This window comes from Mycolicibacterium agri (genome assembly GCF_002553505.1).
Classification (GTDB): Bacteria; Actinomycetota; Actinomycetes; order Mycobacteriales; family Mycobacteriaceae; genus Mycobacterium; species Mycobacterium agri.
In genome coordinates this window covers 24,731-50,630 of the sequence record NZ_PDCP01000043.1, presented here as the reverse complement: position 1 = coordinate 50,630, position 25,900 = coordinate 24,731, and the positions used below count along the sequence as shown (strand labels likewise).

Annotated in this window: 22 protein-coding genes; 13 read left to right on the top strand and 9 right to left on the bottom strand. The window is 67.5% G+C overall.

What is annotated here, in order from left to right:
- The 5 genes from CQY20_RS21510 to CQY20_RS21490 all read left to right on the top strand — a co-directional run.
- The coding region (locus CQY20_RS21510) for an IS30 family transposase (protein WP_109789712.1) at positions 1–255 on the top strand (255 nt) is incomplete at its 5' end.
- Between the two features lie 203 nt (positions 256–458).
- Complete coding sequence (gene dnaK / locus CQY20_RS21505) at positions 459–2,324, top strand: molecular chaperone DnaK (protein WP_097942110.1); 1,866 nt, start codon at positions 459–461, stop codon at positions 2,322–2,324.
- A complete protein-coding gene (grpE, locus tag CQY20_RS21500; RefSeq protein ID WP_097942109.1) occupies positions 2,321–3,004 on the top strand; it encodes a nucleotide exchange factor GrpE in 684 nt (227 codons plus the stop codon). The genes dnaK and grpE overlap by 4 nt, the downstream gene beginning before the upstream one ends.
- 35 nt (positions 3,005–3,039) lie before the next feature.
- Positions 3,040–4,227 carry a molecular chaperone DnaJ gene (gene dnaJ / locus CQY20_RS21495; RefSeq protein WP_097942108.1) on the top strand — a complete coding sequence of 396 codons (1,188 nt, stop codon included), beginning with the start codon at positions 3,040–3,042 and terminating at the stop codon, positions 4,225–4,227.
- The gene (locus tag CQY20_RS21490) at positions 4,227–4,637 is read left to right on the top strand and encodes a heat shock protein transcriptional repressor HspR (protein ID WP_097942107.1); all 411 of its coding nucleotides are present in this window, start codon (positions 4,227–4,229) and stop codon (positions 4,635–4,637) included. The genes dnaJ and CQY20_RS21490 overlap by 1 nt, the downstream gene beginning before the upstream one ends.
- Here CQY20_RS21490 and CQY20_RS21485 read toward each other — a convergent pair.
- The gene (locus CQY20_RS21485; RefSeq protein ID WP_097942106.1) at positions 4,624–5,526 is read right to left on the bottom strand and encodes an aldose 1-epimerase; all 903 of its coding nucleotides are present in this window, start codon (positions 5,524–5,526) and stop codon (positions 4,624–4,626) included. The genes CQY20_RS21490 and CQY20_RS21485 overlap by 14 nt on opposite strands.
- Before the next feature lie 53 nt (positions 5,527–5,579).
- Between CQY20_RS21485 and CQY20_RS21480 the strand changes: the two genes are divergently transcribed.
- Complete coding sequence (locus tag CQY20_RS21480; RefSeq protein ID WP_097942105.1) at positions 5,580–6,083, top strand: nuclear transport factor 2 family protein; 504 nt, start codon at positions 5,580–5,582, stop codon at positions 6,081–6,083.
- Here CQY20_RS21480 and CQY20_RS21475 read toward each other — a convergent pair.
- The 3 genes from CQY20_RS21475 to CQY20_RS21465 all read right to left on the bottom strand — a co-directional run bounded on the left by CQY20_RS21475 (position 6,074) and on the right by CQY20_RS21465 (position 9,405).
- On the bottom strand, positions 6,074–7,141 hold the full coding sequence (locus CQY20_RS21475; RefSeq protein WP_234816343.1) for an NAD(P)-dependent alcohol dehydrogenase: 1,068 nt from the start codon (positions 7,139–7,141) through the stop codon (positions 6,074–6,076). The two genes, CQY20_RS21480 and CQY20_RS21475, sit on opposite strands and share 10 nt — an antisense overlap.
- A gap of 64 nt (positions 7,142–7,205) precedes the next feature.
- A complete protein-coding gene (locus CQY20_RS21470; protein WP_097942104.1) occupies positions 7,206–8,372 on the bottom strand; it encodes an FAD-binding oxidoreductase in 1,167 nt (388 codons plus the stop codon).
- Positions 8,373–8,388: 16 nt separating this feature from the next.
- Positions 8,389–9,405 (bottom strand): hypothetical protein, encoded by a 1,017-nt coding sequence (locus tag CQY20_RS21465; RefSeq protein ID WP_097942103.1) that lies wholly within the window; start codon positions 9,403–9,405, stop codon positions 8,389–8,391.
- Between the two features lie 98 nt (positions 9,406–9,503).
- Between CQY20_RS21465 and CQY20_RS21460 the strand changes: the two genes are divergently transcribed.
- Positions 9,504–10,130 carry a TetR/AcrR family transcriptional regulator gene (locus CQY20_RS21460; protein WP_097942102.1) on the top strand — a complete coding sequence of 209 codons (627 nt, stop codon included), beginning with the start codon at positions 9,504–9,506 and terminating at the stop codon, positions 10,128–10,130.
- Here CQY20_RS21460 and CQY20_RS21455 read toward each other — a convergent pair.
- Positions 10,119–10,796, bottom strand: a complete 678-nt coding sequence (locus CQY20_RS21455) for a GAP family protein (RefSeq protein WP_097942101.1) — start codon at positions 10,794–10,796, stop codon at positions 10,119–10,121. The two genes, CQY20_RS21460 and CQY20_RS21455, sit on opposite strands and share 12 nt — an antisense overlap.
- Before the next feature lie 131 nt (positions 10,797–10,927).
- On the opposite strand from CQY20_RS21455, the gene CQY20_RS21450 reads away from it, so the two are divergent.
- Positions 10,928–14,089: a multicopper oxidase domain-containing protein gene (locus CQY20_RS21450; RefSeq protein ID WP_097942100.1), complete on the top strand. Its 3,162-nt coding sequence runs from the start codon at positions 10,928–10,930 to the stop codon at positions 14,087–14,089.
- Here the strand turns inward: CQY20_RS21450 and CQY20_RS21445 are convergent.
- The 4 genes from CQY20_RS21445 to CQY20_RS21430 all read right to left on the bottom strand — a co-directional run bounded on the left by CQY20_RS21445 (position 14,086) and on the right by CQY20_RS21430 (position 19,899).
- Positions 14,086–15,057 (bottom strand): antibiotic biosynthesis monooxygenase, encoded by a 972-nt coding sequence (locus CQY20_RS21445; protein ID WP_097942099.1) that lies wholly within the window; start codon positions 15,055–15,057, stop codon positions 14,086–14,088. The genes CQY20_RS21450 and CQY20_RS21445 overlap by 4 nt on opposite strands.
- A gap of 8 nt (positions 15,058–15,065) precedes the next feature.
- Complete coding sequence (locus tag CQY20_RS21440) at positions 15,066–17,783, bottom strand: molybdopterin-dependent oxidoreductase (RefSeq protein ID WP_097942098.1); 2,718 nt, start codon at positions 17,781–17,783, stop codon at positions 15,066–15,068.
- A complete protein-coding gene (locus CQY20_RS21435; RefSeq protein WP_097942097.1) occupies positions 17,780–18,586 on the bottom strand; it encodes an FAD binding domain-containing protein in 807 nt (268 codons plus the stop codon). Before CQY20_RS21435 ends, CQY20_RS21440 begins: the two co-directional genes overlap by 4 nt.
- A gap of 128 nt (positions 18,587–18,714) precedes the next feature.
- Positions 18,715–19,899, bottom strand: a complete 1,185-nt coding sequence (locus CQY20_RS21430) for a macrolide family glycosyltransferase (protein WP_163700954.1) — start codon at positions 19,897–19,899, stop codon at positions 18,715–18,717.
- A 123-nt stretch (positions 19,900–20,022) separates the two neighbouring features.
- Between CQY20_RS21430 and clpB the strand changes: the two genes are divergently transcribed.
- From clpB to CQY20_RS21405, 5 genes are all read left to right on the top strand, one after another.
- Positions 20,023–22,569: an ATP-dependent chaperone ClpB gene (gene clpB, locus CQY20_RS21425; protein ID WP_097942096.1), complete on the top strand. Its 2,547-nt coding sequence runs from the start codon at positions 20,023–20,025 to the stop codon at positions 22,567–22,569.
- 183 nt (positions 22,570–22,752) lie between these two features.
- On the top strand, positions 22,753–23,565 hold the full coding sequence (ttfA, locus tag CQY20_RS21420) for a trehalose monomycolate transport factor TtfA (protein ID WP_097942095.1): 813 nt from the start codon (positions 22,753–22,755) through the stop codon (positions 23,563–23,565).
- A gap of 13 nt (positions 23,566–23,578) precedes the next feature.
- Positions 23,579–24,355: an SDR family NAD(P)-dependent oxidoreductase gene (locus tag CQY20_RS21415; RefSeq protein WP_097942094.1), complete on the top strand. Its 777-nt coding sequence runs from the start codon at positions 23,579–23,581 to the stop codon at positions 24,353–24,355.
- Positions 24,356–24,361: 6 nt separating this feature from the next.
- Positions 24,362–25,261: a hypothetical protein gene (locus CQY20_RS21410; protein ID WP_097942114.1), complete on the top strand. Its 900-nt coding sequence runs from the start codon at positions 24,362–24,364 to the stop codon at positions 25,259–25,261.
- Positions 25,254–25,898, top strand: a complete 645-nt coding sequence (locus tag CQY20_RS21405) for a TrmH family RNA methyltransferase (RefSeq protein WP_097942093.1) — start codon at positions 25,254–25,256, stop codon at positions 25,896–25,898. The genes CQY20_RS21410 and CQY20_RS21405 overlap by 8 nt, the downstream gene beginning before the upstream one ends.
- The last annotated feature ends 2 nt before the right edge of the window (positions 25,899–25,900 follow it).

Sequence of the window (25,900 nt, the reverse complement as noted above, 5' to 3'; positions counted from 1 at the left end):
GAGCTCGATATCTACTTCTGCGATCCGCACTCGCCATGGCAACGCGGCAGTAACGAGAACACCAACGGGCTGCTGCGCCAATACTTTGCTAAAGGCACCGACCTATCAGTGTTCCCGGCCGACTACCTCGACTACGTTGCCGCCCAACTCAACACCCGACCCCGCAAAACCCTCGGCTGGAAGAAACCCGCTGAAGTCCTCGACGAGCTACTCTCAAACCCGCCAAAACCACCCGCTGTTGCATCCACTGCCTGAAATCGCCTGGGCTTTTGCGGGCACAAGCGTCTGCTCGCGCAAAAAAAGGGGGCTCCCGGGAACAAATCGGCGCACGGGTGCTGTTGACCCAATCGACAAGTTGAGTGGAGTAGGCTCAAGTCTGGTTGACAGGGAAGTGGACCAGGAGCAGTCTTGAGTGCGGTCCGCTCAGACCCTAACAAAAGCTATCCAGGAGGAACACCATGGCTCGTGCGGTCGGAATCGACCTCGGGACCACCAACTCCGTCGTCGCGGTACTGGAGGGTGGCGAGCCCGTCGTCGTCGCCAACTCCGAAGGCTCGCGCACCACCCCGTCGGTCGTCGCGTTCGCGCGTAACGGCGAGGTGCTGGTGGGCCAGCCCGCCAAGAACCAGGCGGTGACCAACGTCGACCGGACCATCCGTTCGGTCAAGCGCCACATGGGCACCGACTGGTCCATCGAGATCGACGGAAAGAAGTACACCGCGCCCGAGATCAGTGCGCGCGTGTTGATGAAGCTCAAGCGGGACGCCGAGGCCTACCTCGGTGAGGACATCACCGACGCGGTGATCACCGTCCCGGCCTACTTCAATGACGCCCAGCGTCAGGCCACCAAGGACGCAGGCCAGATCGCAGGCCTCAACGTGCTGCGCATCGTCAACGAGCCGACCGCGGCTGCCTTGGCCTACGGCCTGGACAAGGGCGAGAAGGAACAGACGATCCTGGTCTTCGACCTCGGCGGCGGCACCTTCGACGTCTCGCTGCTCGAGATCGGTGAGGGCGTCGTGGAGGTCCGCGCCACCAGCGGTGACAACCACCTCGGCGGTGACGACTGGGACCAGCGCATCGTGGACTGGCTCGTCGACAAGTTCAAGGGCAGCACCGGCATCGACCTGACCAAGGACAAGATGGCGATGCAGCGGCTGCGCGAGGCCGCCGAGAAGGCCAAGATCGAGCTGTCCAGCTCGCAGAGCACCTCGATCAACCTGCCCTACATCACCGTGGACGCGGACAAGAACCCGCTGTTCCTCGACGAGCAGCTGACCCGCGCGGAATTCCAGCGGATCACCCAGGACCTGCTGGACCGCACCCGCAAGCCGTTCCAGTCGGTGATCGCCGACACCGGCATCTCGGTGTCCGACATCGACCACGTCGTGCTGGTGGGTGGTTCGACCCGTATGCCCGCGGTCGCCGATCTGGTCAGGGAGCTGACCGGCGGCAAGGAGCCGAACAAGGGCGTCAACCCGGACGAGGTCGTCGCCGTCGGCGCCGCGCTGCAGGCCGGCGTGCTCAAGGGTGAGGTGAAAGACGTTCTGCTGCTTGACGTCACCCCGCTGAGCCTCGGCATCGAGACCAAGGGCGGCGTGATGACCAAGCTGATCGAGCGCAACACCACGATCCCGACCAAGCGGTCGGAGACCTTCACCACGGCCGACGACAACCAGCCGTCGGTGCAGATCCAGGTCTATCAGGGTGAGCGTGAGATCGCCGCGCACAACAAGCTGCTCGGCAGCTTCGAGCTGACCGGTATCCCGCCGGCGCCGCGTGGCGTGCCGCAGATCGAGGTCACCTTCGACATCGACGCCAACGGCATCGTCCACGTCACCGCGAAGGACAAGGGCACCGGCAAGGAGAACACGATCCGAATCCAGGAGGGCTCCGGCCTGTCCAAGGAGGAGATCGACCGGATGATCAAGGACGCCGAGGCGCACGCCGAAGAGGACCGCAGGCGCCGCGAGGAAGCTGACGTCCGCAACCAGGCCGAGACGCTGGTCTACCAGACGGAGAAGTTCGTCAAGGAGCAGCGCGAGGCCGAGGGCGGATCCAAGGTTCCTGAGGAGACGCTGGCCAAGGTGGACTCGGCGATCAACGACGCCAAGGAGGCGCTCAAGGGCTCCGACATCGGCGCGATCAAGTCCGCGATGGAGAAGCTCGGCGTCGAGTCGCAGGCGCTCGGCCAGGCCATCTACGAGGCCACGCAGGCCCAGCAGGGCGCAGGGGCGAGCGCAGGACCGTCCGGTGGTAATGGGTCGTCGAGCGACGATGTCGTCGACGCCGAAGTTGTCGAGGATGAGCAGGAGAACAAGTGAGCTCGAACGATTCGCACGAACCGGTGACCGTCACCGACAAACGGCGGGTCGATCCCGAAACCGGCGAGGTTCGCTCGCACACAGAGAAAGCGGAGACGCCCGAGCAGGCCTCCGGGCCGGCCCCCAGCGGGTCGGCGCCGGGGGCCGCCGGGGGTGAGAAGGCCGATACGGGTGACAAGGTCGCCGAACTGACCGCAGACCTGCAGCGGGTGCAGGCGGAATACACCAACTACCGCAAGCGCGCGCTGCGTGACCAACAGCTGGCCGCCGAACGCGCCAAGGCCGCGGTGATTTCCGAACTGCTCAGTGTGCTCGACGACATCGACCGGGCCCGCGCGCACGGCGATCTGGAGTCGGGCCCGCTGAAGGCGATCGCCGACAAGCTGGTGAGCACGCTTGAGGGGTTTGGCCTTTCGGCCTTCGGCACCGAGGGCGAGGAATTCGACCCGGCGCTGCACGAGGCCGTTCAGCACGAGGGCGACGGCACACATCCCGTCGTCGGCACCGTGATGCGACGCGGCTACAAGATCGGCGACCAGGTGCTGCGCCACGCCATGGTCGGTGTCGTGGACACCGTGCCGGACGCCGAGGAGCAGGCCGAGGCCGGAAGCAGCGAGGGACCCGACGCGGTTGATAAGAGTGACGCGGCCGACGCGCAGGCAGCAGAATCAGAAAACTAGCAAGATCAAGTTGGAGCGAGAGGAGGTGACGCGGGGTGGCCCAGCGCGAATGGGTGGAGAAGGACTTCTACAAAGAACTCGGCGTCTCCTCTGACGCCAGCACCGACGAGATCAAGCGGGCCGCCCGCAAGCTCCTCGCCCAGAATCACCCCGACCGCAACCCGGGCAATCCGGCAGCGGAGGAGCGCTATAAGGCGGTGTCGGAGGCCAAAGAAGTCCTCACCGACCCGGCGAAGCGCAAGGAGTATGACGAGACCCGCAGGTTGTTCGCCGGTGGCGGCTTCGGCCGCGGCCGGTTCGGAAACTTCGGCGGCGGCGGCGGCAATTTCCGCGGGTTCGGCGGCGACGGTGTCGAGTTCAACCTGAACGACCTGTTCGACGCGGCAGGCCAGACCGGCGGTGCCAACATCGGCGACCTGTTCGGCGGGCTCTTTGGTCGCGGTGCCGCGCAGCCACGGCCGAGTCGGCCGCGGCGCGGCAACGACCTGGAGACCGAGACCGAGCTGTCGTTCATGGAGGCCGCCAAGGGCGTGATGATGCCGTTGCGGCTGACCAGCCCGGCGCCGTGCACGAATTGCCATGGCAGTGGGGCACGCCCGGGCACCAGCCCCAAGGTGTGCCCCAACTGCAACGGCACGGGCGTCGTCAGCCGCAACCAGGGCGCGTTCGGCTTCTCGGAGCCGTGCACCGAATGCCGTGGCAGCGGCTCGATCATCGAGCATCCCTGCGACCAGTGCCGGGGCACCGGGGTCACCACCCGCACCCGCACCATCAACGTGCGGATCCCGCCGGGTGTGGAGGACGGCCAGCGCATCCGGCTGCCCGGCCAGGGTGAGGCCGGTCTGCGGGGTGCGCCGTCGGGCGACCTGTACGTGACCGTGCACGTCAAGCCGGACAAGGTGTTCGGGCGCGAGGGTGACGACCTGACCGTCACCGTTCCGGTCAGCTTCGCCGAGTTGGCGCTCGGCACAACGCTTTCCGTGCCGACGCTGGAAGGCAAGGTGGGCGTGCGCGTTCCGAAGGGGACGTCGGACGGGCGTATCCTACGGGTGCGCGGCAAAGGCGTGCCGAAACGGGGTGGTGGCCGCGGCGATCTGCTGGTCAAGGTCAAGGTGGTGGTGCCGCCCAACCTCGAAGGTGAGGCGAAGGAAGCGCTGGAGGCGTACGCGAAGGCCGAACGGGCCAGCGGGTTCGACCCGCGGGCCGGATGGGCAGGTGCGTGATGGCCGGAAAGCGTTCTGAGGACCGGGATTCGGCGCGGACGTTCCTGATTTCAGTCGCCGCCGAGTTGGCCGGTATGCACGCACAGACGTTGCGTACATACGACCGGCTCGGCCTGGTGCGTCCGCGTCGCAGCTCCGGCGGTGGTCGGCGCTACTCGCAACGCGACGTCGAACTGCTTCGTGAGGTGCAGCGGTTGTCGCAGGACGAGGGCGTCAACTTGGCCGGCATCAAACGGATCATCGAGCTGACCAACCAGGTCGAGGCACTGCAGGCGCGCATCGCCGAAATGACCGAGGAACTCGAGCAATTGCGCGCCGCCAGACAGCGCCGCGACCTGGCGGTGCTGCCCAAGAGCACCGCGCTGGTGGTGTGGCAGCCGAGGTCGAAGAACCGGCCTAACTCACAGTAATCGAGAACCGCGCCGTTTCGGGCTTACCCGGGGCGGCCACGCGGTAGTTGCCGCGGCGCAACGCGTCCGTCGGCGCCGCCATCGGCTCGATGCACACCACATCGTCATTGCGGGGCGCAAACAATTGCGCTGCGGGATACCCCTTTTCGAACTTCACCTCGATGCGGCGATCGCCACCTGACAACGCGAAGGCGGCGCCTTCGGGCACCTGGTCGAAGCCGTCGTCGTACTCCGCGGTCTTGAGCGGTTCGTTGCCGGCGTGCCAGTCCTCTGTTTCCCCGGTCGGAATGCCCCAGTTGTCCACCGGTAGCCGCCGCATGTCCGGAGTGGTCACTATCCACTCCTCGCGGGGCACACCGGGAATCATGAAGTACGGGTGATAGCCGAAGCACAGCGGCACCGACGCCGCCGTGGTGGGCATCACCGTGGTCTCGATGGTCAGCGTCCGGCCCGCCAACGTGATGTGCTGCGTCAGCACGTGCGGGAACGGGAAGGTCGCCAGCAGGCGGGGCCGCCCGCCGTAGTCCAGCACGGCGGTCAACGAATTCTCCGACATCTCGGTGACAAGCCACCCGGGATAGGCCGCCAGCACGCCGTGGATCGGCGCACCGTGTTCGTCGGCGCGCACACCGCCGGTGCCGACGGTCAGCGACACCACCGCGCCGCTGATCCCGTACTTGGTGGCGCTCAAGCGGTTCGCCCACGGATAGAGGATCGGGATGCCCATCGTCTTGCCCGCCGTCACATAGGCGTTCAGGCCGCGGCGCTGGCCGAGGAACTCGACACCGTCATCGGCGAGCGACGTGCAGATCATCCCCGCCACCGGCACGTAGGTGGCCGTCAGGGTCGACGACGGGTCGCGCAGCGTCACCGAGGGAAATTCCGGCATGGGCATCGATCCTGCCATGGACGAAGGGCCGGTCGCTCCGGTTCAATCAACGAATGATCCCGTCTCGCTGGCTGCTGGCCCCCGCGCTCACCATCGCCTGGCTGATCGCCCTGTCCGCGGAGGCGGGCGCCGAACCCTCCGACGCAACCGAGACCCGCAATCTTGCGACCGTGCGCGCCGGCTTCGACGCGTGGCGCGACGGCACAGGAAGCATCTACGACTCGCTGGCCGACGACGCGACGTGGGAGATCACCGGAAACTCGGCTGCAGCGCGGGTTTACACCAGCAAGGAAGACTTCATGGCGAACGTGATCCGGCCGTTCAACGCGCGAATGGCCGGCCCGCTGAAACCCACTGTGCGCGAGATGTACGCCGACGGCGACACGGTCATCGTGCTGTTCGACGCCGAGGGCACGGCGCGCGACAACGTGCCCTACCGCAACACCTACTCCTGGTACCTGACGCTGCGGGACGACCGCATCGTCAAGGCGACGGCCTTCTTCGACAGCATCGCGTTCGACGACTTCTGGCGCCGGGTGGCCCCGGCTCAGTCGTAGACGATCACCGCGCGCCCGACGAAGTCGCCGCGGCCCAGGGCGTCGATGTGGTCGTTGACGTCTTCGAACGCCACCTCGGTCAGCGAGTCCTTGATCTGGCCGGCCTCGGCGAGCGCGACCACCTCGGTGAGGTCGGTGTAATTGCCCCAGAACGAGCCGAAGTAGCTGAACTCGCGCCCGACGAACGGGAACAGCGGCATGTCGATCCTGTTGCCGACCAGGCCCACCGACGCCACCGCGCCTTCGGTGGCCAGCAACGAGAATGCCAGGCGCACGCTGTCTTCGGCGCCGACGCACTCGATGACCGCGTCGACCTCGCGTGCGCCGGTGGCCTGTTCGAGCGCATCGCGAATCTGATCGTCGGACTTGTCGCGGGTGTTGATGACGTGATCGGCACCGTTTTCCGTTGCCAGCGCTAGCTTTTCGTCGCTTCGCGCCAACGCCACCACCGTCGCGCCCGCGCCGAGCAGCTTGGCGTACTGCACGGCGTATGCGCCCAGGCCGCCGATCCCCATCACGGCCAGTGTGGCGCCGGGCCGCAGCACGCCCGCGGCGCGCAGCTTCTTCAGCCCTCGGTAGGGCGTCAGCCCGGCGTCGGTCAGCGGCGCCAGCGCCACCGGCGACAACGTCGTGCTGGTCTTGATGGCCTGCCGGTAGTCGATCGGCACATATTCCTGGTATCCGCCGTGCGGACCGAACCCGATCCACTGGCCCCGCTTGCAGATGTGCTCGTTGCCGCGGTGACACTGACGGCAGGAGCGGTCGCCGTGCGGGCCGAACACCACGATCTGATCGCCCTCGCCGAGACCGGCGTCGGCGGGCACGTCTGCGCCGACACGGGTGATCGTGCCCGCGATCTCGTGGCCTGGAACGGCGGGGAACTCCATCGGTAGGTTGGCATGGAAGTAGCCGTCGATGAGCTGAAAGTCGGTGCGGCACATGCCCGCTGCGCCGACCTTGACCAGAACCTCGCTCGGTGCGATGTCCGGAACAGGGATCTCTTCCAGCTTCAGCGGTTGCTTGTAGCCGTACATTCGCGCCGCGCGCATCTTGGCCATGTCGTCTCCAGATCGGGATTGATCTTGAGGAGTCTATGGCCGGATGGCCGAATGCGCGGGAGTTTCAGTCGGCCAGCGGATCATGCTGGATGCGTTCGGGCGGCGCGCCTTTGGCGATCAGCGCCTCCTTCGTGGCGGCCACCATCTTCGGGCCGCCGCAGATCAGGATCTGCCGGTCGCTCCAGTTGCCGTACTTCGTCACGACCTCGGGCAGCCTGCCGGTCTGGCGCACATGCAGCCCGCGCGGCGGCTGCACGTCGGGATAGTCGGCGGCCCACGGCGGATCGGAGTTGAACTCCGAAACCGGCGACACCGACAACCACGGATTGTGCGCGGCGATCTGCCACAGCGTGCGCAGGTCGTAGAGCTCGCAGGGGTAGCGGGCGCCGAAGAACAGGTGCACCCGCGGGTTTTCGGCCCACCGTGCGAGGTCCATGATGAGCGCCCGCAGCGGTGCCAGCCCGGTGCTGCCGGCCACCATCAGCACGTCGCCGGCTTCGCGGTCGATCTGCAAACCGCCGTGCGGATTCGACACCCGCCAGCGGTCGCCGGGCTGCGCTTCGGTGACGATGGACGGGCTGACCATCCCCCCGATCACGGAGCGGACGTGAAATTCGATGCCCCCGTGGGGGTCCGGCGGGATGGCAGGGCTGAGGTAGCGCCACCGCCTCGGCCACTGCGGCACCTGCACGGTGACGTACTGGCCGGGGTAGTAGGCCAGCGGCTGGTCCAGCTGCAGCCGGATCACCGAGACGTCGCGCGACACCCGGTTGGCCTCGATGACGGTGCCGTCGCAGAACGGCGGTCCGGGTTCGGCGTCGGCCGCGCCGCTCATCACCCCGATGAACAGCTGCAGCGCCGCGCGCGCGGTGTCGTCGAGCTTGTCGTCCCAGTTCTCGCTCAAGTGCTTGCGCAGTGTGACGTAGAGAGCCTCGTGCATGCTGGCGTAGTGGCTGCGATCGACGCCGTATTTGCGGTGGTCGCGGCCGAGTTGGGCGAGAAAGGCGATGGGCTCTTCGGCGCGTCGGTCGATCAACTGGCCGAACAGCCACGTCAGGGCGTGGCTGAACACCTTGAACTGCTCGGTCAGGTCGGGTGGGAAGAAGTCCCGCACCGCGATGTCGATCGCGAACCACTGGGCGTAGAACCGGCGGATCACGTCGAGGCCGTCGCGGGACGGGTCGACCGCGTCGCGCAGCATGCGCAGCCCATCACGGTCGTCGAGTCCCACGCCGATCGAGTGTAGGTCAGCGCGCGGCGCGCAACTCCTTGCCGTTTCGCGTCGCGGCAATGACGATCAGCACAGTGCCCGCCAGCGCCCAGCACGCAAGTACGGCGATCGCCATGGTGGCGCCCGCGCCGTCGAAGAACGCTGTCGAGCGCAGCAGCGTGGCGGTGGCGCCCTGCGGCAACCATTGCCCCAACGCGCCCCATCCGCTGGGGAGAAGCTCGGGCGCACTCGCCAAGCCGGACAGCGGGTTGCCCAGCAACAGCGCGAGCACGGCGCCGACGGCCAGACCTGCGCGGCCGAACAGGGAGCCGAGGCCGAGCAGGAACAGTCCCGCGGCCAGCAGCCCGAGCGTGAGCCCGCCAGCAACGCCCCAGAAGTTTCCCTCGATCGAGCCGAGCACGTAACGCAGCAGCGCCGCGATCGTTCCGCCGGCCAGCCCAGCGAACACCACCGCGGCGGCGAAGCGGGTCCACACCTCACGCTTCAACACGAGCACGAGGGCGACAGCGGGCAGCAGGCCAGCCAGTGTGATCGGCAACGTCGCGGCGGCCAGTCCCGCACCGCGTGGGTCCTCGGCGGTCGGCGGAGCGAGATCCTCGGTGCGCAGCGGCACGCCCGCGTGCTGGGCGATGCCGTTGCCGACCTGGCTGAGCAGTTGGGCCACGGCGGGGCTGGCGCCGGTGGCGATCAGCAGGGTGCGCCCGTCGGGTCCGAACGAAATGCCGCCGTAGACATCGCGATTGCGGATCGCGTCCCGCAACGCCTCCTCGCCGGGGTAGTAGGTGATGTCGAAGGCGCCCGGCGCGTGCTGTTCCAGCAGGTCGGCAAGCTGGCCGCTGGCGGCTTGCGGACCGGCCGCGCCGATCGGCACGTCGTGGGGTCTGGAGTGGGCCGCGGGCAGGGCGAAGGCGATCGCGACGATGGCGACCACCACCGCGAGCACCAGGACGACGCCGGTGGCGCGTACCGCGGCGGGAGGTTCGTGGGACGGCGCTGCATGCCGGGTGTGTCTGGGCAGCGACTCCGTTGTCATTGCTGTCTCACTTTTCATCCGACGTTGAATTTCTACCGTGTGAGCGTAACGCTGCGCAGGGCAGATTTCAACATGTAATGAAATGCTAGTGTCGATGCATGGCCCGACCAGCGAAAACAACCCGGCGCCGTGGCAGGCGCCAGGGCGAGCCGGTTTCGCGGGACGCCGTTCTGCGCGCCGCAAAGAAGCGGTTCGCGATGGAGGGCTTCGAGAAGACGACCCTGCGGGCGATCGCCGACGACGCCCACGTGGACCCGTCGATGGTGCTGTATCTCTTCGGGTCGAAGGCAGAGCTGTTCCGGGAGTCGCTGCGCCTGATCATCGACACCGACGTGCTGGTCGCCGCCCTGCTCGAGGGCGACGGCGACATCGGTACCCGGATGGCGCGCACTTACCTCGGGATCTGGGAGAACCCGGACACCGGCAACACCATGGTGGCGATGCTGCAGTCGGCCACGTCAAACCCCGATGCGCACGAGGCATTTCGCGGCTTCATCCAGAACTACGTACTGACCGCGTTGACGACCGCTCTGGGCGGCGGCGAGGACGCCCCGCTGCGGGCGATGCTGGCCGCGACGAATCTGGTCGGGACAGCCATCCTGCGCTACGTCATGAAGGTGCCGCCGCTGGCGACCCTGCCTGTCGAGAATGTCGTCCGGCTCATCGCTCCCACGATCACGCGTTATCTGACAGCGCAGGCCGACGAGCTGGGGCTACCCGAGTAGTCCGTGAATTCCCTTGTAGGCCACCAAAATACCGATGACGATGAGAATGCCTGCGACGAGCGCGGCGTGCTGTAGCTCCATCCAGTCCTTGAGTCTGGTCAGGGGTTCGTGCAGCCGTTCCCCCGCCACGGCGTAGGCCAGCGTGGGAATCGCCACCGTCGAGCCGGCGACGACGACGAACCACACCACCGCGCTCCACGCGCCAGGAGCCCGCAGCCCCGCGGTGCCGATCGCCAAACCCGCTGCGGCACAGATGAACAGCACCTTCGGGTTGAGCACCGTCAGCGCCGCGGCGGTGGCCACCGCGCGGGTCGAGGTCAGCTTGCTCATGCTGCTCATCCACTTCGGCGCATGGCTGGACCGTTTACGGGTCAACCAGCGATAGAGTCCCCACGCGATCAGCGCGACGCCTGCGACGATGCGCACGTACGACGCCCAGCCCGGTGGCTTGTCGCGCAGGCCGCCGGCCAGGCTCGACACCTGCAGGAAGATCGCGGTCAGTGCGGTCAAGCCGATCAGCCAGCCGGCCAGGAAGGCCACGCCTGTCGGCCTGGGGCGCGGGGTGTGCAACACCAGCACGGCGGGGATGATCGACAGCGGCGACAACGCGATGACCAGCGCCAGCGGAACGAGTTCAGTGAGCACCGACACCCATTCGTCCGTCATCGCCCGCCTTCCGTCCGCCGCCCCTGAAACCTAGCAAATTTGCCACCGAACTTTGTCGTAGCTGACATACTCGCGTGTCTGGCGGTGCGGCGTTTGCTGTTCGGCTTCTCGTACCAGAATCCGGGTATGCAATGGGCCGCGGCAGATTCTCGGTAGTCGTCGCTGTGCTGTTGATCGTGTCGATGACGGCGATGACGTCGTGCGCCCGCCTGGGCAGCACGCCGCAGCCGCAGGCCGGTGTCAACGCAGGACCGGACGGCAACCCTGCGCCGTACCGGGAGCCGGTCAAGCTGTCGAGCGAGGACGGCGTGCTCGAGGTGCGGCTGTCCGCGCATCAGGGCACGATCACGCTCGACACGGTGCGGCAACCCGTGACGAACTTCCTGGTTTTCGGCTACGAGCTCATCAAGGGCACAAGTTCGGACGGTTCGACCAAGGGGGACAACACCTATCCCGCACCGACCTTGCGTGTGGACCCGGGCGAGCGGCTGATCATCCACTTCGACAACGACCTGCAAGGCCTGACGATCGACGATTTCAACGATCCGGCCTATGTTCCGGCGGGCGACGACATCCCGCTGTATCCGCCTGTGCTGCGGTCGGCGCCGCTGAATCTTCACACCCACGGCCTGCACGTCAGCCCGTCGGGCAACGCCGACAACGTGCTGTTGTCGATCCCGCCGGGGATGGGTAATCGGTATGAGTACGCGGTGCCGAAGAACATGCCGAACGGGATGTACTGGTATCACAGTCACCGCCACACCGTCACCGCACAACAGACCTATTTCGGTTTGGCCGGAATGTTGGAAATCGGTCGTCCCGACGGCAATCTGCCGCTGGTGACGAAGAACGACATCCCGATTCGCACCATGGCCGTGCAGTACAACTTCGTCTTCGACCGCCGCAACGGTTGGCATCAACTCAACAACCCGTACTGGGAGCAGTGGGTCAACACGTTCACACCGCCGAAGGGCGATCAACTGGCCGACGGCACATACCGGCCGAGCCTGGCACCGGTGAACTTCAAGGACGCCAGCGAGAGCGCCGAGTTCATCACGAACTGGTATGCGGGCCCGCTGTCAGTACACAACCACCGCGGCCAGAACCAGTTCATCCCGCAGAACCTGCAGACGTTCACCAGCCCGACCAAGACGGTGCCCGCCAACCCGTCGCTGCCGGAGAACGAGCGCGATGTGCAGTTCACCATCAACGGGCAGTTCCAGCCCGAGCTGAAGCTCAAACCCGGTCAAACCGAGATCTGGGTGTTCGCCAACATGAGCGATATCGCTTTCGTGCCACTGCGATTCACCGAGACCGCGACGGGTGACCACCCCAAGTTCGCCATCGTCGGCCAGGACGGAAACCCCTACACGCAGGTGCAGCGGCCGGTCGACGGCGACGGAACTTACCTCGAGATCCCGCCCGGCTCGCGCTACGCCATCGCGGTCACCATGCCGAAGACCGGCGACCTCGTGGTGGACATGCCACCGGGCGAGGGCGTGAAGGGCATCGACGAACCCGCCGTGCTCTACACGAACAACGGCACCGACGACTCGCCCGCGGTTCTCGGTCGCGTCACCATCGACCCGAAGTACATCGCCGCGCGCGACGGGTTCTTCACCTTTCCGACGCAGACTCTGTTGAAGGTGACGGCCGATGCGGGGGAGGGCCGGACCACCGCGTTCGAGCCCGGTCAGAACCTCGAGGCCTACACCTCGTTTGTCGACACCTCGGTGATGAAGCCCGATGTCACACGCGAATTCGACATCGGCGGCGGGTTCAACGACACGCTGGCCAACAAGAACGACCCGAAGGCATTCACCTACCAGTTCCAGGACAACATCTTCCCGAACATCCCGTTGATCCAGCCGCGGCTGAACTCCGTCGAGGAGTGGAAGTTCACCAACTACAACAACGACAGCCACCCGATCCACATCCACGTCAACGACTTTCAGGTGCAGCAGGTGGTCAGCCCGCTGCTCGGCACCACGACCGGAGTGCAGCCGTTCGGCATCGACAACGCGAACGTTCCACCGCCGGAGATCGACTCCGAGGACAACCCGACGGCGACCTCGTCGTTGACGCTGCGCTCCGACTTCGTCGAGTACATCGGCACCTACGTGGTGCACTGCCACCGGCTCAACCACGAAGACAACGGCCTGATGATGACCATCAACGTCATCACCGAGGTGTCCACGTACGCGGTCGCGACGCCGGGCGGGAAGGGCAAGCCGGCGACCGTGGCCGTGCGCGACGGCGACGGGGACAAGTCCGTCGGCTTCGTCACGCCGTTCCCGTCCTACGAGGGCACACCGAGCGTGGCGATGGGAGATGTCAACGGCGACATGATCCTCGACCTGATCGTCGGCACCGGTGCCGGTGTCGACGCCGAGGTGGTCGCCTACGACGGCAACGACACCGCCGAGGGCCGGTTCACCTCCGAGCTGACCCGATTCGCGCCGTTCGACGCCGGATTCACCGGAGGTGTGAGCGTCGCCGCCGCCGACATCGACGGCAATGCGTTGGCCGACAACATCATCGTCGGCTCCGGGCCGGGCATCGAATCGCAGGTGAAGGTGTTCTCGTCGACGTTGCCCGCCGAAACGGGCACGGCCCCAGACGTGTTCAACGCCTTCACCCCGTACGGCGAGTCGAAATCCGGTGTGACGGTGGCGACGGGGATGGTCGAGCTCGGCTCCGGTCGGGAGAGCATCGTCACCGCGCCAGGGCCGGGCGCTGCGCCGCGGATCAGGACGTTTCGCTACGACCTGTACACCCCGACGGCCCGCGCACGGGCCAGCGGCACCGCGGGCGAGCATCACGGAAAGCCCAACGAGCCGAGGATGACATCGAGCTTCCTGGCCTACGACGAGGGCTATACCGGTGGGGTGTCGCTGACGACCGGCTGGGTGGCAGGCGCGGAGGGTGGCGCCAAGAGCATCGTCACCGGACAGCTCGGTGACCGCGGCACCGTGCGGGTGTGGTCGAACGGGTCACGGCTGGACGGTTTTCCAGCCGTCTACACCGAAAGCCCGAACCACCACGACGGCGACATCTCCTATCGCCAGATCGCGTCGTTCGAACCGTTCACCGGCGGTGTGACGGTGGCGACCACGAGCACCACCAGCGGCGCGGACCTGTTGGTCAGCGGCGGGGCTGGACGCGGCGCGGAGGTCCGCACGTACGGCCTTGCCCGGCCCACCGCGGATGCGACGACAGTGACGCCCACGCTGCTGGGCACGCTGCCGCCGTTGGCAGGGGTGAGCGGCCCGGCGCCGCTGGCGGGGCGTTAGGGCAGCTGCCAGAACACCCGCGTCACGAGGTAGAACACCACGGTCCACACCGCCAGCGCGGCCGCTGCGACGCCGATACCGCGCCAATCCGACTTCACGGCAGGCACATTGGGCGGCGGACGCAGCCAGTGCTTGAGCAGCGGATTCACGTAATAGGGCATCGCCACGAAACTCATCACCAGGCTGGAGAGCAGGTTTCCGATCAGCAGTCCCAGCCACAGCGGCATGTGCAGCGGTGACATCGCGAGCGTGAGCAGCACGACGGTGGGGTACAGGCCGACCCACACCGCAATCGAGGTCTTGAACTCCGAGGGGCCTTTTGTCTCGGCGCCGTTCTCGTCGAATGCAAACCAGCTGCCGAACGAGTTGTCGATGGTGCGCGACCTGAACTCCGCGAACTTCTCGCCTTCGGCCAGTAGCTGTTTGCGTTCCTCGGAGACCAGCCAGCGGTCCAGATCCGTTGCGGTGTCGAACCGATAGAGCGTGGTCCATTCGTCCTGTACGCCTGCGACCGGGCGGAACAGTTCGGTGCCGCGGAAGCCGGGGAATCTGCTTTCGGCCAGCCGAAGTCGCTCCTGCCAGGCGAGGAAATCCGGAACATTGTCGGGTGTGACGTGGTGGCTGACCGCCACTGTCACCAGCGGATCGGTATGGCGTGCACCGCCGCCGAGCACCTGCTGTGTGCCTGGCCCGTCGAAGAACTTCTCGCCCGCCGCCAACCGTTCCTGCCGGGTACCGCTGTTGATCCAGGCCTGCACGTGTGCGATGGAGTCGAACCGGTAAACCACGATCCACTCGGGCTGCACCGCGGTGGGCGGATTGACCTCGGCCCCGAGGAAACCCGGGTACTTGGACGCCTCGCGGTTGAGGTCGTTCTGCCATTCTTCGAAGGCCTGCTCGAACCCCGGGCGCACCATCTGTCCGATGATGACCGTTGCCGCGGTGTCGGTAGGGCTCTTGGTGTCCATGCCGGCCCTCAGATCGTCGGAAGCAGAACGGATTCGGCGAGTCGGCGATAGATCCGCTCCGGTGTCAGCGGCAACTCGCGGAAGCGGACGCCGGTGGCGTTGTGCAGCGCGTTGGCCAGCGCGGGCGCCACCGGATTGACGTTCGACTCCGCGATGCCCTTGGCGCCCATCGGCCCGAAGGAGTCCGACGATTCGACGATGAGCACCTCGGTGCGGGGGATGTCGGCGAACGTGGGGATGCGGTAGTTGCGCAGGTTCGGGTTGACCATTACGCCGCGGTCGTCGACGCGGTAGTTCTCCGTCAGCGCGAAGCCGATCGCCTGGGCCACTCCGCCTTCGACCTGCCCGCGAACCTGCGCCGGGTTGATCACCACGCCCGCGTCCGTCGCGTGCACGCTGTAGAGGATGCGGATCTCGCAGGTGATCCGGTGAACGGCGATGCGGAAGCCGTGCGCGTTGGACGTCACGCTGCGCGGCGACCCGTAGGCCTTGCGGGACACCGTGAACCGGACGCCGCGTTGACTCGCGGCCGCCAGCAGTTCGGTCAACGGCACGGTCACGTCGCCGCAGCGCACCGCGCCATCGCCCAGCGCGCACGCGTCGACGTCGACGCCGACATGGGCGGCCGCGAAGCGCAGGATCGTGTCACGCAGCCCGGTCGCGGCCTTGTGCACGGCGCGCCCGGACACGAACAGGCCCGCACTGGCGAAGGCGCCGGTGTCGAAGCCGGTTCTGTCGGTGTCGGATTGCACCAGCTCGACCCGTGCCGGCGTCGTGCCGAGCACGCTCGCCGCGATCTGCACGTGAGCGGTCGAGGTGCCCTCGCCGAATTCGACGGTGCCGACCGCTATTTCGTAGATGCCGTCCGCGCGTAGGGTGGCCCACGCGTCGGAGACGTGCTCGGTGGGCGGTGCGGTTTCGTGGATCGAACTGGCGGTGCCGACGCCGACCAGCCAGCGCTCGTCGGGCGCGTGGCCGTTGGCGCTGCGCTGCAGGGCGGCGTCGACCCTGTCGATGCATGCGGTGAGCCCGTCCTCGGTGAACATCACATCGTCGGGATGCTCACCGATGGCCAGCAGGGCGTCGCCGGGCCGGATGACGTTGCGGCGGCGCAGTTCCATCGGGTCGAGGTCGAGCGCGATCGCCAGTTCGGTGATGGCCGACTCGACCGCGAACGTCGGCTGCGTCATCCCGTATCCGCGCAGCGCGCCGCTGGGCACGGTGTTGGTGTAAACGGAGTAGCCGTCGAATTTCTTGTTCGGGCAGCGGTATTGCATGAGGGCGGCGCCGCCCGCGAAGAGCGTCTCGCCGCCGTGGTTGCCGTAGGCGCCGGTGTTGGAGACGTTGCGGAACGCGATCGCGGTCAGGGTGCCGTCTGCCTTGGCACCGAGCTTGACGGTGATCGTCATCGGATGCCTTGGCGAGGCGGTGGTGAACTCCTCTTCCCTGGTGTACTCGAAGCACACCGGCCTGCCGGTGTCGATCGCCGCCAACGCGGCCAGATCCTCGGAGATGACCTCCTGCTTGCCGCCGAATCCGCCGCCGACCCGCTTGCAGAACACCCGCAGCTGATCGGGGCGCAGGTCGAACAGGTGCGCCAGCTTGAGCTTGCAGATCGACGGCGACTGCGAGCTTGTTCGCACGTGCAACCGGCCGTCCTGCATCCAGGCGATCGACCCGTGTGTTTCGAGGTGGGCATGCTGCACCCGCGGCGTGTGGTAGATGGCTTCGTGGAGGACATCGGCCTCGGCGAAACCCGCAGCGACATCGCCGATTTCGCTGTGCAACTCGATCAGGATATTGTGCTCGGCATCCTGGATGAAGGGGTCGTGGGAGCTGTGCAGCACAGGTGCGCCGTCGGCCATGGCCTCCTCGGGGTCGAACACCGCGGGCAGAATCTCGTAGTCGACCGCGACCCGGCGGCAACCCTCCTCGGCGGCCGCGACGGAGTCAGCCAGCACGGCCACCACGCGCTGGCCGACGAAGCGCACGACATTGTCGAGGATCAAGGTGTCGTCGGGATCGACGAGGTGGTCTGTGTGGATGGCGGTGTTGAACCGCTTGCGTGGTACGTCTTCCCACGTGTAGACGCGGTGCACGCCCGGCACCGCCAGCGCGGCGGACTTGTCGATCGAGACGATGCGGGCATGGGCGTGCGGCGAGTGCAGCACCTTCAGGTGCAGCATGCCTGCCATGTCGGTGTCCATGGTGTATTCGGCCCCGCCGGTGACGATGTCGGCTCCCGCGGGGGCCGCCACACTCGTCCCGACCGCCGCGCCCGGCGCGGCCTGCTCGATCTCGCCAACGCCGTTGATCGCGTCCGCGATCGCGCGGTATCCCGTGCAGCGACAGAGATTTCCCTTGAGCGCGCGGGGCAGGTCGTCCTTCTGCTCGTCGGTGAACGTCGCGGCCGTCATGATCATGCCCGCGGTGCAGAAGCCGCATTGGAAGCCGGGCGCCTCGAGGAACTGTCGTTGCAACGGGTGCAGGTCGTCCGGCGCGCCCAACCCTTCGATCGTGGTGACCTCGCGGCCCTCGGCGCGGAACGCGGGCGTGATGCAGCTGTGCACCGGGGCGCCGTCCAGCCACACCGTGCAGGCACCGCAATCGCCTGCGTCGCAACCCTTTTTGACACCGTGCCAGCCGAGCGACCGTACGAACGTGCGCAGGCACTGCCCGGGTCTCGGCTCGTCCTCGAACGGCTGGCCGTTAACGGTGTAGGTCATGCCAACTCACCCCTGATCTCCTCGGCGAAATGCTTGACCAGATGCCGACGATGATCGGGCGTGCCGTTCGGGTCGTCGAACCACACGTCGGCGGGCAACGAATCGATGCTGTGGCGCAACGCCTCTGGGTCGGGGGCGGCGTCGAACCTCAACCGGATGGGGCGCGTGGTGGCGGCCGTGATGGTCAGCAGCAGATCCGCGACACCCTGCGTCGCGATCATGAAGATGGTCGAGCGGCCCAGGCGGGTCAGACTGAACCTCCGGTGCGCGAACCGCTTCCGCAGCGCAGCCGCGGGTATGTGGATCTTGCGCAGCAACTCGCCCTCGGCGAGGACGTTCTGATGGTTGCCGGTCACGAAGTCGGCGGCGTCGACGGTGCGTTCGGACCCGTCGGTCGCCTGCAGCGTGTAGGTCGCCTCTAACGCAACGGTCAGCGTGATCATCGGGCCTGCGGGCAGTGACATGCAGATGTTGCCGCCGACGGTCGCGGCGTTCCACACCTTGAACGACGCCAGGAACGCTTCGCAACTCGTGCGCAGCAGCGCGGCGGCCTGCCAGTCGTCGGGCGCGGCGAACCGGTACAGGTCGGCGACGGTGCACGTCGCTCCGATCTCGAGTCCGGCGGGGCTCGTGGACAGACTGTGCCAGCCGAGCGGCGCCAGGTCGATGAGGCGACGTAGGTTGGGTTGCTGTTCGGAGAACAGCCAGGTGCCGCCGGCCAGCCATGCGTCGCCCTCGCGCCAGTGGCTGCCGGGCGGTTCGGCAGGTCGGCGAACGACATCGTTGATGGTGTTGATGTCCATGTCGGTGGGCCCTTTCGCGCGCAAAAGACGAAGCGCCGGGCGTCGACACCGACTTCGCTGACTGTAGCCGTTCCTGATGGCCGCCACGCGTTATTGACGGTTAATGATCAATTTGCGCAGCAAATTGTTTACCAGCGGCCTGCGGCGACGTCTTCGACAGCGTCCGCGGCGGGCACGGGACCACCGACGGCGTGCAGTTCGTCACGGATCGCGTCGACGCGGCTGCGCACCCCGGGATCGGTGGCCACCGAAAGGATGGCGTCACGCAACTCGTCCGGGCCCGGTGGATCGGCGGTCAGGTGCCTGCCCACGCCGAGCTCTTCGAGCCGGGCGGCGTTGAGCGGTTGGTCGACGGCCTGCGGAATGGCGACCATCGGCACGGCGTACCACAGCGCCTCGGTGCACGACCCCATCCCGGCGTGCGTGACGAACGCGTCGGCCCGCGCCAGCACCGCGGGCTGTGGCACCCTGGCGCGCAGCTGGACCCGCTCCGGCACCGCGCCGACCCGTTCGGGCGCCACCTTGCCCGTCGCAATCACCAACCGCCAGTCCGTCTGCGCCAGTGCGTCAATCACGTTGCGGTACACATCGATTCGATCGGTGTAGGACGTGCCGAGGGCGACCAGCGCCAGCGGCCCGTCGCCTGCGGGGGGCGCCCAGCCGCCGGGGTCCTCGCGGCGCGGGTCGATGCACGGCCCGACGAAGCGGTAGCGCTCGCCCACCTTGTCGGCATGCGGCTGCATGGCCCGCGGAATCATCACCAGACACCGCCGCGGCTCGCCGGTCACCTGCTCGAAGGTCAGCGACGTGCCCGTCTGCGCGAGCCAGTCGTCGAAAGCCTGTCGGTACTCGCGGTAGCCGGCGCTGGCCAGCATCGGCCCCAGCACCTCGGCCATGTCGTCGTGATAGGTCTCCCACGCCACGATGCTCGGCGACACCTGCACGGCGGGCACGCCCCAGCGCTCGGCCGCGATGGGCCCGGCCATGCCCCCGATGTCGTAGAGGACGAGGTCTGGCCGGTCGCCGTCGAGCGCCGCATGCACCTGCGGCAGCACCTGAATCGAGTCGTCGAGGAACATCCGCGCACCGGCCATGTCGTGGTCGGGCCAGTTCTGCGCGTTCGGGGACCCGGGCAGCAGCGTCTCGTAGCCGACGACGTCGGCGCCCGTCGTCGCCACCACCTCGGTGAGGTGGTGACCCACCAGGTAGCTGACCCGGTGGCCGCGCCGCACGAGCTCGGTCAGGACGGCGAAATGTGGGAACATGTGGCTTGGCGCGGAGGACGCGACGAATGCGATGTGCAGCTTGGGCATCCCGGCCATTCTCCGGTTTCGGCAAAGAATTTAAAGTTGAGCGGAACAGACTCAACCTTGACGGCGTTGAGCCTTACGACAAGCATTTTCTTCACGTCCCGAGGGGACAGATCGGAGGTAGTCGTGGATTCGTTCAATCCGACGACCAAGACCCAGGCCGCGCTGACCGCGGCGTTGCAGGCGGCTACCACCGCTGGCAACCCGCAGATCACGCCGGCCCATTTATTGATGGCATTGCTCACGCAGAACGATGGCATCGCCGCACCGCTGTTGGAGGCCGTCGGTGTCGATCCCGCGACCATTCGTGCCGAGACCCAGCGACTTCTCGACCGGTTGCCCAGCGCCACCGGCGCCGCGTCGCAACCGCAGCTGTCCCGTGAGTCGGTTCAGGCCATCACCACGGCCCAGCAGCTGGCCACCGAGCTCGACGACGAGTACGTCTCCACCGAGCACGTGATGGTCGGCCTGGCGACCGGCGACACGGACGTCGCCAAGCTGCTCACCGGTCACGGCGCATCGCCGCAGGCCCTGCGCGAGGCGTTCGTCAAGGTGCGCGGCAGCGCCCGTGTCACCAGCCCCGACCCTGAGGGCACCTATCAGGCGCTGGAGAAGTACTCCACCGACCTGACCGCACGCGCCCGGGAAGGCAAGCTCGACCCGGTCATCGGCCGGGACAACGAGATTCGCCGCGTCGTGCAGGTGCTCTCCCGCCGCACCAAGAACAACCCGGTGCTCATCGGCGAGCCCGGCGTCGGCAAGACCGCGATCGTCGAGGGCCTGGCCCAGCGCATCGTCGCCGGCGACGTCCCGGAGAGCCTGCGCGACAAGAAGGTCATAGCGCTGGACCTGGGCTCGATGGTGGCCGGCTCGAAGTACCGCGGTGAATTCGAGGAACGGCTCAAGGCCGTGCTCGACGACATCAAGAATTCGGCGGGCCAGATCATCACCTTCATCGATGAGCTGCACACCATCGTCGGCGCAGGCGCGACCGGCGATTCGTCGATGGACGCGGGCAACATGATCAAGCCGATGCTGGCCCGCGGCGAGCTGCGGCTGGTCGGCGCGACCACGCTCGACGAGTACCGCAAGTACATCGAGAAGGACGCCGCGCTGGAGCGTCGCTTCCAGCAGGTGTTCGTCGGTGAGCCGTCGGTGGAGGACACCGTCGGCATCCTGCGCGGGCTCAAGGACCGCTACGAGGTGCATCACGGTGTGCGCATCACCGACTCCGCGCTGGTTGCCGCGGCCACGCTGTCCGACCGCTACATCACCAGCCGCTTCCTGCCGGACAAGGCCATCGACCTGGTCGACGAGGCCGCGTCGCGGCTGCGGATGGAGATCGACTCGCGGCCCGTCGAGATCGACGAGGTCGAGCGGCTGGTGCGGCGTCTGGAGATCGAGGAGATGGCGCTCGCCAAGGAAGAGGACGAGGCGTCCAAGGAGCGGCTGGAAAAGCTGCGCGCCGAGTTGGCCGACCAAAAGGAGAAGCTGGCCGAGCTGACCACCCGGTGGCAGAACGAGAAGAACGCCATCGACACCGTGCGCGAGCTGAAGGAACAGCTCGAGACGCTGCGCGGCGAGGCCGACCGGGCCGAGCGCGACGGCAACCTGGAGCGGGCCGCCGAGCTGCGCTACGGCCGCATCCCCGAGGTGGAAAAGAAGCTCGAGGCTGCGCTGCCGCACGCCGAGGCGCGTGAGAACGTCATGCTCAAGGAGGAGGTCGGGCCCGACGACATCGCCGATGTGGTGTCGGCGTGGACCGGCATTCCGGCCGGCCGGATGCTCGAGGGCGAGACCGCCAAGCTGCTGCGGATGGAAGACGAGCTGGCCAAGCGCGTCGTCGGCCAGAAGCGAGCCGTGCAGGCCGTTTCGGATGCCGTGCGCCGCAGCCGGGCCGGCGTCGCCGACCCGAACCGCCCGACCGGGTCGTTCATGTTCCTCGGCCCGACCGGCGTCGGTAAGACCGAGCTGGCGAAGGCGTTGGCGGAGTTCCTGTTCGACGACGAGCGGGCGATGATCCGCATCGACATGAGCGAGTACAGCGAGAAGCACTCGGTGGCCCGCCTCGTCGGTGCGCCTCCCGGCTACGTCGGCTACGACCAGGGCGGTCAGCTGACCGAGGCCGTGCGTCGCCGGCCGTACTCGGTGATCCTGTTCGACGAGATCGAAAAGGCCCACCCTGACGTCTTCGACATCCTGCTGCAGGTGCTCGACGACGGCCGGTTGACCGACGGTCAGGGTCGCACCGTCGACTTCCGCAACACGATCCTGATCCTGACGAGCAACCTGGGCGCAGGCGGCTCCGAGGAGCAGGTGATGGCGGCGGTGCGCTCGGCGTTCAAGCCAGAGTTCCTCAACCGCCTCGACGACATCATCGTCTTCGACGGGCTCAACCCCGAGGAGCTGGTGCAGATCGTCGACATCCAGCTGGAGCAGCTGGGCAAGCGGTTGGCGCAACGCCGGCTGACGCTGGAGGTCTCGCTGCCCGCCAAGAAGTGGCTGGCCCAGCGCGGATTCGACCCGCAATACGGCGCCCGGCCGCTGCGGCGGCTCATCCAGCAGGCCATCGGCGACCAGTTGGCCAAGCTGTTGCTGGCCGGTGAGGTCCATGACGGCGACGTGGTGCCGGTCAACGTGGCCCCGGACGGCGACTCGCTGGTCCTGGGATGAGCGCTCGCGCGAAGACCCGCGAAGACCGTCGTCCTGGTCTAGCGCGCTAGTCGGCCCGCGGAACTGTATTCCGGCAGCGAAAGTTCGAGAGAACACCTGCCGGACTACAGTTTCGCGGCCGAGATGCGCTTGTGACCCGCTTGAGTTCGGGAATATCAAGCCGCTGCCAGTACGCTAGTCGTAATGGTTCCCCTCTGGTTCACGCTGTCCGCACTCTGTTTCGTGGGTGCGGCCGTGCTGCTGTACGTCGACATCGACCGTCGGCGCGGGCTGGGGCGTCGCCGCAAGTCATGGGCCAAGTCGCACGGGTTCGACTACGAGCCCGAGTCGCCGGACTTGATCAAGCGCTGGAAGCGCGGCGTCATGTCCACCGTCGGCGACGTTCCCGCCAAGAACGTCGTGCTGGGGCAGATCCGCGGCGAGGCGGTGTTCATCTTCGACATCGAAGACGTCGCGACCGTCATCGCCCTGCACCGCAAGGTCGGCACGAACGTCGTCGTCGACCTGCGGCTCAAGGGCATCAAAGAGCCACGTGAGAACGACATCTGGCTGCTCGGCGCGATCGGCCCGCGGATGGTCTACTCGACCAACCTCGACGCCGCCCGGCGCGCCTGCGACCGGCGCATGGTCACGTTCGCCCACACCGCGCCCGACTGCGCCGAGATCATGTGGAACGAGCAGAACTGGACGCTGGTCAGCATGCCCGTCACCAGCAGCCGCGCGCAGTGGGATGAGGGTTTGCGCACGGTGCGCCAGTTCAACGACCTGCTGCGGGTGCTGCCGCCGATACCGCAGAGCACGACGGCCACGGCCAACCAGCCGCCCCGCCGGCCCGCGCCCGGCCGCCCTCTGAAACCCGCGCCCGCTGACCGGCCCGCGCCGCCCGAGGCACGGCCCGCACCGCCGCGGCCGGACCCGAACCTCTCTGACCCGGGGATCCGGCGCCCGCCGCCCCCGCCGCGCAACGGCCGCCAATCGCCGCACTATCAGCGCTGAGTAACCTGTCCGCATGCCGCGCCCCGTCGCTTTGATCACCGGACCGACGTCGGGTCTGGGCACCGGTTTCGCGCGGCGCTACGCCGTCGACGGCTACGACCTCGTGCTGGTGGCCCGCGACGTCGACCGGCTGGAACGGCTCGCCGCCGAACTGCGCGACGAGGCGGGCGCCGCCGTCGAGGTGCTGCCCGCCGACCTGACCGATGCCGCCGACCGCGCGAAGGTCGCCGACCGCGTCCGCGCCGGGGTCCGCGTGCTGGTCAACAACGCGGGCTTCGCCACCTCCGGTGAGTTCTGGACCTCGGACTACACCGTGCTGCAGGCGCAGCTGGACGTCAACGTCACCGCGGTCATGCAGCTGACGCACGCGGCGCTGCCCGCGATGCTCGACGCCGACGCGGGCACGATCATCAATGTCGCCAGCGTCGCGGGGCTGCTGCCGGGCCGCGGGTCCACCTACTCGGCATCCAAAGCGTGGGTGGTGTCGTTCACCGAAGGCCTCGCCAACGGGCTCGCACGCACCGGCGTCGGCATACACGCGTTGTGCCCCGGCTTCATTCGCACCGAGTTTCACGAACGCGCAGGCATCTCGATGGACGGCACGCCGTCGTTTCTGTGGCTGGAGGTCGACGACGTCGTGCGCGACTGCCTGGCAGGCGTCGCCAAGAACAAGGTCGTCATCGTGTCCGGCCCGCAGTACAAGGCGCTCACCATCGCCGGTCGGCTGGTGCCGCGAAACCTGGTGCGCCGCATCAACAAAACGGTGGGCAAGGGCCGTGGCCGCACCTGAGCTGTGCTGCGGACGCTAGTCGCCCTGCTGTCGACGGTCGCGATGTTGGCGACGTCGGCATGCTCGGGCGACGACAACGGTGCGCACCCCTACAGCGTGCAGACCGCCGCGATCGGGGAGTCGCTTGCCGTGCTCGGCTGGAACATCGGCGTGACCAATCTGCGGTTCGACGGCGACTACGTGCTGTTCGACGTCGACGCGGCGCCCACGGAGCCCGACGCCCCGCATGCCAAACCCGAGGACATCCGCTTCGGCCTATACGGCGCGTTGGCACATCCGTTGGAGGCCAACGCTATTGGCGGTTGCCGCGACGTGACGAACCTGGCGATCCAGCCCGCGGCGGCGCAGGGGCCGAACCGGCTCGCGGGCACGGTGTGCATCGGCCCGATGCGCGACCAGTCCCAGGTGCGCGGCGTGTACGCGTACTCGCCGACCGATCGGATGCCCGGCACAACGGTGACCTACGGCGCCGCCTTCCCGATCGGGGTGCCGCCGACGAACGACTACGACACCGGGCTGACGATCAAGACGACGAGCGTCGACGCGTTCAGCGCCGACGGCGCCCAACTCTCCCCGGCCGTGCTCGGCGACCCGGACGCCTTCAAGGGCAAGGGCTACATGCTGCTCGGCCTCGAAATCGACGGCCCGGCACAGCGATACCGCGACGACTCGGCCAAACGCGGCGGCCCGCTGATGGTTCTGGTGCAGCCGTCGCTGCCCCCTCCGGGCCTGTCGCACGCCTGCGACATCTACGGTGCGTCGCTGCTGGTGTTGCCCGACGCGTCGCTGGACGCCGTGCACGTGCGGGCGTCGCTGTGCACACAGGGCGACATGACCGCCGCGCTGCTGTACGCGTCGGTGTCTGTGATCGGCACGCACGCCGGACTGTGGACCAAGGATGGCTGACGACGTCGGCCCCACCGAATGGGGCGAGGGACCTGGCGTCGGCCCGTGGCAGGGGCCCTGGCCCGACGATCCGCGCTACGACCCCGTGCTGCTGCGCGACGGCGACACCCGCAACGTCGTCGACGCCTACCGCTACTGGACCCGCGACGCGATCATCGCCGACATCGACACCCGCCGCCACGCCCTGCACGTCGCCATCGAGAACTTCATCAACGACGCCAACATCGGCGCGGTGGTCCGCACCGCCAACGCGTTCGCCGTGCACACCGTGCACATCGTCGGGCGGCGGCGCTGGAACCGGCGCGGCGCCATGGTGACCGACCGCTACCAGCGGCTACGCCACCACGACACGACCGCCGACCTGCTGGCGTTCGCCGCCGACGCGGGCCTGACCGTGGTCGCCGTCGATAACGTGCCCGGCGCGCAGCGTCTCGAGCAGACCACGCTGCCCAAGGAATGCCTGATGGTGTTCGGCCAGGAAGGCCCCGGCATCACCGAGGACACCAGAAAAGGCGCCGCGATGACCGTCTCGATCGCGCAGTTCGGCTCCACCCGCAGCATCAACGCTGGTGTCGCCGCGGGCATCGCGATGCACACCTGGATCACCCAACACGCTGACATGTCGCGGGCGTGGTAGGG